Origin of the sequence: Bacillus sp. CR71 (genome assembly GCF_003429245.1) — a bacterium.
GTDB lineage: Bacteria > Bacillota > Bacilli > Bacillales > Bacillaceae_G > Bacillus_A > Bacillus_A thuringiensis_S.
In genome coordinates, this window is record NZ_CP031748.1 from 5,754,559 (window position 1) to 5,766,482 (window position 11,924).

An 11,924-nucleotide genomic window follows, 5' to 3' on the forward strand; every position below is an offset into this window, starting at 1 on the left:
AAAATTTTTACCTTTCATCGAAATCTACCATATTTTTAAAAGCTTTGTATAAAAGTTTATTTTTTTGCCCATTATAAAAATAGGAAGTTCATAAAAAGAAAGGGAGTTGAATCTATGAAAGTAAGACAAGATGCTTGGACAGATGAGGATGATTTATTACTTGCTGAAACGGTACTTCGTCATGTTCGAGAAGGAAGTACGCAATTAAATGCATTTGAGGAAGTAGGGGATCAGTTAAATCGTACATCCGCTGCTTGTGGTTTCCGCTGGAATGCTGTCGTTCGCTATAGCTATGAACAAGCTCTTCAACTAGCAAAAAAACATCGTAAAGATAAAATGCGCGCTGCAAGCGGTGAGCAAGCGAAAAAACGTTTACTTTATACACCACCAGCTTCAGATTCGATAACTGATTATGAAGAATTCGTACAAGAGGAATCAATTGTACAATATAAAGAAGCTATTCCATATCAAGAATCTACCGTTCCTGTTGCAAAAAGCTCTATGACAATGCAAGATGTTATTTATTTCTTACAAACAGTTGGATCCTCAAATATAAAAGTAACAGCTCTTGAAAACGAGAATACGAGATTGAAACAAGAAATTAAAGCACAAATCCTTCGAAATGAAGAACTAGAAAAGAAACTAGAAAAATTAGAAAAGCAATCTCATACTGTACAAGAAGATTACGAAACACTTATGAACATTATGAACCGAGCTCGTAAGTTGGCAGTCATGGATGACGAAGAACGTTCTCAAACATCTTTCCGAATGGATCGAAACGGTAATTTAGAAAAAATTGCAGAATAAAAAGGATGCATATAATGCATCCTTTTTATTCTTTCACATCTAAACTTCCCCTTTATATATGAGAAAACTCTATTCTTCATTTTTTTGCTATAATAGAGATTGTCATTTTAAAGATAAGGGGTTAGTTATATGAGCAATTCCCGTTCCATTTTATCTCAGCCAGAGTGGCGTATTGTAGATCAATCTAGTTTGGGACCAACATTCCATGCATTGCAGTCATTCGCAATGGATGACACACTGTGCACAAGCATTGGAAATGGTCAATCAGCTGCAACAATGCGTTCTTGGGTTCATCACAATACAATTGTTCTTGGCATTCAAGATTCACGCCTACCACACTTAGAAGAAGGCATTTCCTTGTTAAAAAAGAACAACTTCAATGTTATTGTTCGTAATTCTGGCGGGCTTGCAGTCGTGCTTGATGAAGGTGTTTTAAACGTATCACTTTTATTCCAAGAAACAGAAAAAGGTATCGATATTGATCTTGGATACGATACGATGTGGCATTTAATTAAGGAGATGTTAAAGGATTACGACGTTACTATCGAGGCAAAAGAAATTGTAGGTTCTTACTGTCCTGGTAGCTATGACTTAAGTATTCGCGATCAAAAATTCGCTGGCATTTCACAGCGCCGTATTCGCGGGGGTGTCGCTGTCCAAATTTATCTTTGTGCTACAGGAAGTGGCTCTGAGCGTGCCGCACTCGTTCGTGATTTCTATAACCTAGCCATTCAAGGAGAAGAAACACGCTTTACGTATCCTGAAATTGTACCGAGTACGATGGCTTCACTTTCAGAATTACTTGGCGAAACCATTACAGTACAAGATTTAATGATGCGCCTTTTAAAAACATTGCAGCAATTCGCTCCGAAGTTAACACCATCTCAATTAACAATAGATGAAATACCTTTATATGAGACGAATTTACAACGGATTATTGATCGTAACAATAAAGCACTTGGCTTAGAAAAATAAAGACCGTCGCTATTATAGCGACGGTCTTTATTTCAATTCATTATAGAATTAAAGTGCTTGAGCTGCTGTAATTAAAGCTAACTTGTACACTTCTTCTTCGTTACATCCACGAGATAGGTCATTTACAGGCATGTTTAAACCTTGTAAGATTGGTCCTACTGCTTCGAAGTTACCTAAACGTTGAGCGATTTTGTAACCGATATTACCAGCTTCTAAGCTTGGGAATACGAATACGTTAGCATCACCTTTAATTGTAGAACCTGGAGCTTTTTTCTCAGCTACAGATGGTACGAATGCAGCATCGAATTGGAATTCTCCATCTAAAGTTAATTCAGGAGCCATTTCTTTTGCAATGCGAGTTGCTTCTACAACTTTTTCTGTTTCTGGAGATTTCGCAGAACCTTTTGTAGAGAAGCTTAACATAGCAACGCGTGGGTCAATACCGAATAATTCAGCAGTTTTTGCACTCTCGATACCAATTTCAGCTAAATCTTGGCTGTTTGGTGCAATGTTAATTGCGCAATCAGCGAATACATATTTCTCTTCTTCACGTACCATGATGAATACGCCAGAAGTTTTTGTAACGCCTGGTTTTGTTTTAATGATTTGAAGTGCTGGACGAACTGTATCAGCTGTAGAGTGAGCTGCACCACTTACTAAACCGTGTGCTTTGCCCATGTATACAAGCATTGTACCGAAGTAGTTTTCGTCTTTAAGGATTTTGCGAGCGTCTTCTTCAGTTGCTTTACCTTTACGGCGTTCAACGAAAGATGCTACCATTGCATCCATTTCTTCATATGTAGCTGGGTCATAAATATCAACGCCTGCTAATGTTAAATTCATGCTAGCAGCTTTTGCGCTAATTTCTTCCTTATTACCAACTAAGATTGGTTTTACTAACTCTTCTTTTGCTAAACGCTCTGCAGCGCCTAAAATTCTTTCATCAGTTCCTTCAGGAAGTACGATAGAAATGCCTTTTCCTTGAACTTTTTCTTTTACTGTTGTAAATAAGTTGCTCACGAATAAACCCTCCTACATATGTTAAAAAAACTCTATCTTTAAGAATACTGCTTTTCTTCTATATTTTAAACTTATAGCTCCCAAAAAATAGATAAAATGAAAATGATTATATTTTCATAAAATTCAGCCTAAAAATAAATCCCCTTTAATCCTTATCTCCTCCTATTTTCAAGTAAATTTAAATGTGACAATTTTATGCGCCAAAGCTTTATATAGATGATTTTAAAACTATATATGCTATAGTTAACGTGTAAAACTATCATTAACTGAGGTGAATAGAATGAGTGAAGCAACAACAACGTTAGATGGCTGGTATTGTTTACATGATTTACGTTCTATTGATTGGGCTGCATGGAAAACATTATCTAGCGACGAACGCGGACAAGCTGTGTCTGAATTTTTAAATGTCGTTGAAAAATGGAACGAAGTATCTACTGCGAAAAAAGGTAGTCATGCAATGTATACAGTTGTTGGCCAAAAAGCTGATATTATGCTTATGATTTTACGTCCAACAATGGAAGAGTTAAATGAAATTGAGACAGAATTGAATAAAACAACATTAGCTGAATATATGGTTCCTGCATACTCTTACGTATCTGTTGTTGAACTAAGCAACTACCTTCCAGCTGATGAAGATCCATATCAAAACCCACAAATCTTAGCTCGCTTATATCCAGAACTACCAAAAGCAAATCACATTTGCTTCTATCCAATGGATAAGCGTCGCCAAGGTGATGACAACTGGTACATGCTTCCTATGGAAGAGCGTAAAAAAATGATGTACAGTCATAGTAAAATTGGTCGTCAATACGCAGGTAAAGTACGCCAAGTTATTTCAGGGTCAGTTGGATTCGACGATTTTGAGTGGGGCGTAACATTATTCGCTGACGATGTTCTTCAATTTAAAAAACTTATATATGAAATGCGCTTCGATGAAGTAAGTGCTCGTTATGGTGAATTCGGAACATTTTTCGTTGGAAACATTTTACCAGACGACAAGGTAGAGAAATTTTTACACATATAAAATCGTAAAAAAAGGAACGAAATTCGTTCCTTTTTTTATTACCCTCCATATTTCTCCTCAAAAAACTGCTTTTCTCCGCAAATTTGAACAAAAATCGACAAATCTCTTTCAAATACCTTACAAAATTGTAACCTTTCTATATCCAAATTTATGCTAAAATGATACGAGCTATATGCTAAATAACGATGCGAAGGTGATAATCTATATGAAAAAAATCTTGTCTATTTTACCATTGCTTGTATTGTCAATTTCTTCCTTAGGAGTAACAACATCCCATGCGGAAGAAAAAATACATATTGAGGCTGCTGCTGCACTTTTATTTGATGCAGATACAGGAAAAATACTTCACGAGCAAAATCCAGATGAATTGCTAGCTATTGCTAGTATGTCAAAATTAATTGTTGTTTACGCTGTTTTAGAAGCAATTAAAGAAGGAAAAATCACTTGGGATACGAAAGTAAATATTTCTGATTACGCTTATGAAGTCTCTCGTAATAATGAATTCTCTAATGTACCGTTCGAAAAAGGACGTCAATATACTGTAAGAGAATTATATCATTCTATTGTTATATTCTCTGCAAATGGATCTAGTATTGCTTTAGCAGAACTTCTTGCAGGAAGTGAGAAAAACTTCTTAAATCTTGCAAATGAACATGCAAAAAAGCTAGGGTTAAAGAAATATAAATTTGTAAACTCTACCGGGTTAAATAATGCTGATTTAAAAGGAAAACATCCTGAAGGAACAGATCCGACCGGAGAAAACTCCATGTCAGCTCGCGATATGGGTATTCTTGCAAAAACGATTATTACAAAGTATCCAGAAATGCTAGAGGATACAAAACAAAGATTTAGAAACTTCCCAGACAATCATCCAAAACCAATTCGTATGGAAAACTGGAACTGGATGTTACCAGGCGCTGCCTTCTCTTATGATGGAACGGACGGTTTAAAAACTGGTAGTTCTGATACCGCTGGATATGGGTTCACTATTACAGCGAAACGTGGTGATGTTCGTCTTATCTCGGTTATTATTAAAACAAAATCAATGGATGAACGCTTCACAGAATCTCGTGAATTAATCGAACATGGATTTAATAACTTTGAAAAACAAAAATTAAAAGTTAATAAAAACAATACAATCTCTGTAGTAAAAGGGAAAGAAGACCAAGTAACTGTTGCACCCGAAAAAGAAATAACAGTAATTGCGAAAAAAGGTAGCAAAGAGCCTTATAAAATTGGGACTGAATTAGATAAATCCCTTGCTGAAGATGGACATTTAGTTGCTCCTGTTAAGAAAGATACCAAAGTAGGCTCAATTACTTTAGAATCAACTGATAAATATGGTTTCTTAGACGGTAGTAAAAGTATGAAAGCTACTGCAAAAACGACAGAAGAAGTTGAAAAAGCAAATTGGTTTGTATTATCAATGCGCTCTATTGGAGATTTCTTCTCAAACTTATGGTCTAAAGTATTTTAATAATGATGAAAAGCTAGCTCACGCTAGCTTTTTTTATTTTCTTCTCTCCATGTAAAACTTCGTTTGGTTGTCATATCTGAGTCCTTTTCCTCATACGTATGAACTAGTAATTGTTACACACTTCATCTAGAGATAAAGTGAAACTTTAATCAGTGGGGGTTTTGTTCATCCCCACTGATTATTAGTTGAACTAATCGGGCTTTTACGGGCAGTTTGATCTCCCACCCACCTTCTTTGCTCCAGCCCAATTTTAAGGTGGGAGTCTTACTGCCCGTTAATGCGGGATAAACCTCTTTCCACAAGGTATTCCAAAAAGAGAGGTGACACATAATGGGCGTTATTGCTTATAACGAAGAAGATGTAAAGTTATTAGCTAGACTGATGCGTGCTGAAGCCGAAGGAGAAGGACAACAGGGGATGTTGATGGTCGGGAACGTTGGGGTAAATCGTGTCCGTGGAAATTGTTTAGATTTTAAAAAAATACGTAATTTACGTCAAATGGTGTATCAAAATCCTGGTGGTTTTGAGGCAACACAAAAAGGGTATTTTTATCAACGTGCAAGGGAACAAGATATTGCTTTAGCAAGGCGAACGATTCAGGGACAACGCTTTTGGCCTGCAAATTTTTCCTTATGGTTTTTTAGACCTGAAGGCCCTTGTCCGTCAACTTGGTATAATCAACAAAACTCTGGTCGCTTCAAAAAGCACTGCTTCTTCCAGCCATCTGGCGAAGATTGTCCTAGCGTTTATTAAGGATTGATAATAAGGAGGGATTTTTGAATGGCACAGCAACAAAACCCGTATTACGGAACTGGATTTTATCAACCATCTGGAACTTATGTACAACCGCAGCAAATGACTCCACAACAACAGCAACAACAGCAAGCAATGCAACAACAAGCGGCGCAAGCTCAATATGCCGTTTCTCAAGGCATGTTACCATTAGAACAATCCTATATTGAAAATATCCTTCGTTTAAACAAGGGTAAGCAAGCTACGGTTGTAATGACTTATGAACGTGGTAGCTCACTCGGTACCCAATCGTATACAGGTATTATCGAAGCAGCTGGTCGCGATCATATTGTAATTAGTGAGCCACAATCAGGGAAACGTTTTTTACTATTAATGATTTACTTAGATTATGTGGAATTCCCCGAAGAAATTACGTACTTACCTAGTCAACAAGCAACTTATGCTCCAAGACCATAAAAAAAGCTGGCATATGCCAGCTTTTGTTTTTTTATAAACCTTTTACAACTGCAGTTCCGACTAAAATCCATGCTACAATAAACGCTACGCCACCAAGAGGTGTAATTGGGCCAAAGAACTTAATACCTGTCGTACTTAATGCATACAAACTGCCTGAAAACATAATAATCCCAGCTACCATAAGCCAACCAGCAGTAGTTAAAAGTGATGATTGAACCTTATCCATCAATAAAGCAACTACGAATAGTCCACCTGCATGAAACATTTGATATGTAACACCTGTTTTCCAAACTTCTAACATTTTCGCAGAAATTTTATTTTCTAAACCGTGTGCTCCAAAGGCTCCTAACGCAACAGATAGCCCCGCTGCAATACAACCTAGTAAAAAGAAAATTTTCATCTTAATTCCCCTTTTTTACTTTTATCATAAGCAATTTTTTCATATAAGCCAAACGATTTAATCCTTAAAAATCAAATAAAGAATTACCATTTGCACCTTCTTCTTTAATATACACAGGTTCTCCAGAAACTGGCATAACTGGTTGAACTGTCTTTATAGGCTGCGATCCAATTACTTGCGATTGAATTTGCGGCTCCCTATACGTAGAAGATTCAACCTGTTCATCTAATAGTAAATCGCATAAAGCACGCACAACTAATAAATGATCTTTTGATTTTTGTCCTTCACTACTTTTTGCCTTTGCAATTTCATTCGCCATTTTATTTAAAATCTTATCGCTCGATATTTGCATTCCTTATCACCTCGTACTTTGTAGTTCTTTCTCAAATTGCTTCAGCTTCTCTACTAAACCAAATACTATTATCATATCATGTTCTTGCAGTTTTTCCTGCCCCGTTGGATTATGTATAATATCCCCATTTCTCAAAATCGCTAATATCGTTACATCAAACTGATTCCTCACATCACTCTCTAGTAACGATTTACCAACTAATATTGAATCTTTTCCAACTAAAATTTCTTCAATGACAAATGACTGTTCTATCCCATACAGCACTGTATCAATATAATGAACTGTTAATGGATTCGCAATACCTTTTGCAATATGAATTCCTGCCATACTGGATGGATTAATAACTTTATTTGCACCCGCACGCCTTAATTTCTCTTCAGTTTCTGGCTTTTCAGATCTCGCCACAATTTTAATTGCATCGTTTAATCCTCTTGCTGTTAATGTAATAAATACATTTTCAGCATCATTTGCTACGATAGCAACTAAACCAGCCGCTTTTGAAATTCCAGCATGATGTAAAACTTGATCCTCCGTCGCATCTCCATGTATATACAAAAGCTTTCCCTTCTCTAATACACTTTCATCTTTATCGACAACAACAAATGGAATTTTCTTTTCTTGCAATTCATGTACAACTTGAAGCCCCACTCTACCGCAACCACATACTATAATATGATTTTTCAACTGCGCTATTTGTTTATCCATCTTCTTCCTCCGCACTGCATGAAATAAATTCCCTTCAATAATCATAGCTGCCACTACCCCAATTGCATACGTAACAATACCTACGCCAACAGGAATAATAAGGAGCGCAAATACTTTCCCCGCTTGCGTTACAGGAACAGCATCTCCGTATCCAACAGTCAATACAGTAATCATCGTCATCCAAAATGCTTGAAACAAACTAATCTCTTCAATTGTCATAAATCCTATCGTTCCTAGAATTACAACAAAAGTCATACATATAACTGCGATCCATAATTGCTTACGTGCATTCATACCGTATTTCAACTCTTTTCTCTATCTACAATCTTTGCCAGTGGAAATAAAATACGTATATACTAGATACGGAATCTATGAAAGAGGTTGATATAATGAAGACATTTCTTTCCGCCTTACAATGGGCACTATTTATTTTAGCTGGAAGCCTTATTGTACCAATTAGTGTCGCAACTAGTTATGGTCTTGATGGCGCTGAAGCTATCGCATTCGTACAAAGAACATTATTTGTTCTAGGCTTTGCTGGTCTCTTGCAAGCTATATTTGGGCATAAACTTCCTATTCAAGAAGGTCCTGCTGGACTTTGGTGGGGAATTTTCTCCCTTTACGCAAGTTTAGGCGTCGTATTATTTGGATCAAACAATGAGACACTTAAAGTTCTTCAATATGCTTTCCTATTAAGCGGTATTATTTGCATTATTCTTAGCGCTTTTGGACTTATTGATAAACTCGTTCGCTATTTTACACCGACAGTCATTGGAACATATTTATTTCTTCTTGTTGCGCAGCTTAGTGGCTCCTTCTTAAAGGGAATGTTTGGCCTTGATGGAAAACATACAGAAGTACAACCTAACGTATTTATTCTTTCACTCATTGTTATTTTACTATCCTTTTTCATCATGAAGCTACCTATTATTGGACAATATTCTGTTCTTTTCAGTATCGTATGCGGCTGGATATTATTCGCATGCTTCGGGTTATCAAATCCAGTAACGCCTGTGACAGATATAATCCGTTTTCCGTCTCTATTTGTTTTCGGAATGCCTCGTATTGAATGGAACATGGCAATTACGGTCGTTTTCGTTACACTATTACTTCTAACAAATATGTTAGCAAGTATTCGTGTTGTGCAAAGGATTGTCTCTAAGTATGAAAAGAATGCAGCACCAGATCGTTTTAAACAAGCTGGCATTATAACAGGAATCAACCAATTGCTAGGCGGCCTATTTTCAGCTATTGGGCCTGTCGCTATTTCTGGATCAGCAGGTTTTATTGCAACGACTAATATTTATAAACGTCTCCCGTTTATATTAGGGTCAAGCTTTATTATTGTCGTTAGTATATTTCCAAAGATCACTTCATTCTTTGCAGCAATCCCTGTTGCAGTTGGTTATGCCGCTATTTATCCTGTATTCGCAAGCATGATTGGCCTTGCCTTTCGAGAATACGAAACTGTCCAGGATAAAGAACGATTATTTAAAGTAGCCGGTCTTTCAATCTTCACAGGAGTCGGAGTTATGTTTGTTCCAGCAGGAGCATATTCCACACTTCCACCATTTCTAGCATCGTTTTTAAGTAACGGTCTCGTTCTTGGATCTGTAATGGCCATTTTGCTAGAAATACTATTTTCTCGTTCCACAGCAAAACAAATATCGTAAATTGGAAAACTTCCATTATTGCACTCTACCTTTAGAGTTGTTACGATAAAATCAAACTTGAATCATTGGGGTTTTATCCATCCCCAATGATTATTAACCGATATTATGAGCAACACACTCATAATGATTTATCTACTTCTTTTCAAAGAGGTTTGATGTCTTACTATTATTCCTCAACATCTTCATGAACATGTATTTTGATTTCAATTAAAGAAAGGAATTTTCTATATGACTTATAAAATGATTGTTTTAGATTTAGATGATACTTTATTACGTGATGACCATACTATTTCACCTCGTACGAAAGAAGCGTTAATGACTGCACAAGAGCAAGGGGTAAAGGTTGTACTTGCTTCTGGACGTCCAACGTTTGGTATGCGCAATGTAGCCAAAGAACTTCGCTTAGAAGAATACGGCAGTTTCATTCTATCTTTTAATGGCGCAAAAATTATTAACTGTAAAACAAACGAAGAAATCTTTAGTAGTACACTATCTCCTGAAATCGTTCACAACCTATTTGAAATTAGTAAAACTGAAGATGTATGGATTCATACTTATATGGGCGATGATATCGTAACGGAAGAAAATAATCCTTATACTGAAATTGAGGGCGATATTACTGGTATGCCAATTGTTGTAGTAGATGACTTTAAAGCCGCAGTTAAAGAGCCTGTAGTAAAAGTATTAATGAATAAAGAAGCTGAACGCCTTGTTGAAGTTGAAAAGAAACTACAAAAACAACTAGAAGGCCAATTAAGCGTGATGCGTTCGAAACCATTCTTCTTAGAATTTACTGAAGCCGGTGTTACAAAAGGAACGAGCTTAAACAAACTGATTCAAAAGCTTGGCATTAAGCGTGAAGAAGTTATCGCAATGGGCGATAGCTATAACGACCAAGCAATGATTGAATTTGCTGGTCTTGGCGTTGCAATGGGCAATGCACCTGATGATATTAAAGAAATTGCAAATTACGTAACAGATACAAATATGAACGATGGTGTTGCAAAAGTTGTAGAGAAATTTGTTTTAAAAACGGATGTACTTGTTTAATATTTTCATTCACAAAACCTATTTGAAGTCAAATACTTCAAATAGGTTTTTATTTAAATTCTCATGCTTTTGTGACTATATTTTGAACTTTGCACTATTCTCGTAGTGTAAACTTTCTTTTTGTATATAATGAAACAAAATAGACTATTTTATTTTGAAAAAGAATACAAATTTACTATATACAAGCATACGTTAAAGGAGGCTACTTTATGTTATCTACACCAATCGGACGATTAAGAGCAATTGGACTAGTTGAGGGTATTTCTTTCCTATTACTATTATTTGTAGCAATGCCATTGAAATATTTCGCAGGATTTGCAACAGCTGTTAAAATTACAGGCATGGCTCATGGTGTTCTATTTATTCTATTCATCTTTGCAGTAATTCAAGTAACAATCGTACACCGTAAATCAATTTTATGGGCACTTGGAGCATTCGTTTCATCAGTTATCCCATTTGGTACTTTTGTACTAGATGCAAAATTAAAGAACGAGCAATAATAATAAAAAGGTAGTTAACGACTGTTAACTACCTTTTCTATTTATAAATTTGGAATTTCCCAATCAATTTCTCTTTCGCCCATATTAGCTAAAATCGTATTTACTTTAGAGTATGGCTTACTACCAAAGAAACCACGTCTTGCTGATAATGGACTTGGATGTACAGACTCGATAATATGATGATTCGGATTCGTAATTAACTTCTTCTTCGCCTGCGCATGGCGCCCCCACAATATGAAAATAACTGGCTTTTCACGTTCATTCAACAGTTGAATCACACGATCTGTGAAGTGCTCCCATCCTTTTCCCTTATGAGAATTTGCTTCACTTTGACGAACTGTTAATACGGTATTTAGTAGTAATACTCCTTGCTCCGCCCATTTTACTAAATAACCGTTATTCGGAATTTCATAACCATATTCATCTCGAAGCTCTTTATACATGTTTAACAATGATGGTGGTGTTTTAACACCAGGTTGTACAGAAAAGCTTAAACCATGCGCTTGATTCGGTCCATGATACGGATCTTGTCCTAAAATAACAACCTTTGTATTTTCATAACTTGTATACTGAAGAGCGTTAAAAATATCTTCCACCTTCGGATAAACAACATGCGTGCTGTATTCTTCTGTCAAAAAACTGGATAGAGTAAGATAATACTCTTTCTCAAATTCTGGTGCCAGTAATGGTCCCCAATCATTTCTTAAAACATTTTCCATGCTTTCACTTCCT

14 protein-coding genes are annotated in these 11,924 nt (G+C 36.2%); 9 read left to right on the forward strand and 5 right to left on the reverse strand.

The features are described 5' to 3' along the window. The first annotated feature begins 114 nt into the window (after positions 1 to 114). Both DOS87_RS29130 and DOS87_RS29135 read left to right on the forward strand, forming a co-directional pair. The gene (locus DOS87_RS29130) at positions 115 to 807 is read left to right on the forward strand and encodes an RsfA family transcriptional regulator (protein ID WP_000868355.1); all 693 of its coding nucleotides are present in this window, start codon (positions 115 to 117) and stop codon (positions 805 to 807) included. 129 nt (positions 808 to 936) lie between these two features. Further along, the gene (locus DOS87_RS29135) at positions 937 to 1,782 is read left to right on the forward strand and encodes an octanoyl-[GcvH]:protein N-octanoyltransferase (RefSeq protein ID WP_000071959.1); all 846 of its coding nucleotides are present in this window, start codon (positions 937 to 939) and stop codon (positions 1,780 to 1,782) included. 48 nt (positions 1,783 to 1,830) lie between these two features. Here the strand turns inward: DOS87_RS29135 and pta are convergent, their stop codons facing one another. Beyond that, positions 1,831 to 2,802, reverse strand: a complete 972-nt coding sequence (gene pta / locus DOS87_RS29140) for a phosphate acetyltransferase (protein WP_000067215.1) — start codon at positions 2,800 to 2,802, stop codon at positions 1,831 to 1,833. A gap of 280 nt (positions 2,803 to 3,082) precedes the next feature. Between pta and hemQ the strand changes: the two genes are divergently transcribed. The 4 genes from hemQ (at position 3,083) to gerQ (ending at position 6,512) form a co-directional block, all read left to right on the forward strand. Next, positions 3,083 to 3,826 (forward strand): hydrogen peroxide-dependent heme synthase, encoded by a 744-nt coding sequence (hemQ, locus tag DOS87_RS29145; protein WP_001287601.1) that lies wholly within the window; start codon positions 3,083 to 3,085, stop codon positions 3,824 to 3,826. 205 nt (positions 3,827 to 4,031) lie between these two features. Then, complete coding sequence (locus DOS87_RS29150) at positions 4,032 to 5,303, forward strand: serine hydrolase (RefSeq protein WP_208730169.1); 1,272 nt, start codon at positions 4,032 to 4,034, stop codon at positions 5,301 to 5,303. 330 nt (positions 5,304 to 5,633) lie between these two features. Next, positions 5,634 to 6,056 (forward strand): cell wall hydrolase CwlJ, encoded by a 423-nt coding sequence (gene cwlJ, locus DOS87_RS29155; RefSeq protein WP_000538164.1) that lies wholly within the window; start codon positions 5,634 to 5,636, stop codon positions 6,054 to 6,056. A 27-nt stretch (positions 6,057 to 6,083) separates the two neighbouring features. Next, on the forward strand, positions 6,084 to 6,512 hold the full coding sequence (gene gerQ / locus DOS87_RS29160; protein WP_000068647.1) for a spore coat protein GerQ: 429 nt from the start codon (positions 6,084 to 6,086) through the stop codon (positions 6,510 to 6,512). Positions 6,513 to 6,543: 31 nt separating this feature from the next. On the opposite strand, the gene DOS87_RS29165 is transcribed toward gerQ, so the two are convergent. The 3 genes from DOS87_RS29165 to DOS87_RS29175 all read right to left on the reverse strand — a co-directional run bounded on the left by DOS87_RS29165 (position 6,544) and on the right by DOS87_RS29175 (position 8,263). Continuing rightward, positions 6,544 to 6,912, reverse strand: a complete 369-nt coding sequence (locus tag DOS87_RS29165) for a DUF423 domain-containing protein (protein WP_000688315.1) — start codon at positions 6,910 to 6,912, stop codon at positions 6,544 to 6,546. Positions 6,913 to 6,976: 64 nt separating this feature from the next. Continuing rightward, on the reverse strand, positions 6,977 to 7,264 hold the full coding sequence (locus tag DOS87_RS29170) for a YwdI family protein (RefSeq protein ID WP_001167339.1): 288 nt from the start codon (positions 7,262 to 7,264) through the stop codon (positions 6,977 to 6,979). Positions 7,265 to 7,270: 6 nt separating this feature from the next. After that, complete coding sequence (locus tag DOS87_RS29175; RefSeq protein WP_000993978.1) at positions 7,271 to 8,263, reverse strand: potassium channel family protein; 993 nt, start codon at positions 8,261 to 8,263, stop codon at positions 7,271 to 7,273. 95 nt (positions 8,264 to 8,358) lie between these two features. Here DOS87_RS29175 and DOS87_RS29180 point away from each other — a divergent pair, with 95 nt between their 5' ends. The 3 genes from DOS87_RS29180 (at position 8,359) to DOS87_RS29190 (ending at position 11,192) form a co-directional block, all read left to right on the forward strand. Further along, positions 8,359 to 9,642, forward strand: a complete 1,284-nt coding sequence (locus DOS87_RS29180) for a purine/pyrimidine permease (RefSeq protein WP_000847020.1) — start codon at positions 8,359 to 8,361, stop codon at positions 9,640 to 9,642. Between the two features lie 228 nt (positions 9,643 to 9,870). Then, positions 9,871 to 10,692: a Cof-type HAD-IIB family hydrolase gene (locus DOS87_RS29185; RefSeq protein ID WP_000221382.1), complete on the forward strand. Its 822-nt coding sequence runs from the start codon at positions 9,871 to 9,873 to the stop codon at positions 10,690 to 10,692. A 209-nt stretch (positions 10,693 to 10,901) separates the two neighbouring features. Beyond that, positions 10,902 to 11,192 (forward strand): DUF3817 domain-containing protein, encoded by a 291-nt coding sequence (locus tag DOS87_RS29190; protein ID WP_000953395.1) that lies wholly within the window; start codon positions 10,902 to 10,904, stop codon positions 11,190 to 11,192. A gap of 41 nt (positions 11,193 to 11,233) precedes the next feature. Here DOS87_RS29190 and DOS87_RS29195 read toward each other — a convergent pair whose 3' ends face one another. Then, positions 11,234 to 11,911, reverse strand: a complete 678-nt coding sequence (locus tag DOS87_RS29195; RefSeq protein WP_000432545.1) for a uracil-DNA glycosylase — start codon at positions 11,909 to 11,911, stop codon at positions 11,234 to 11,236. Between the last annotated feature and the right edge of the window lie 13 nt (positions 11,912 to 11,924).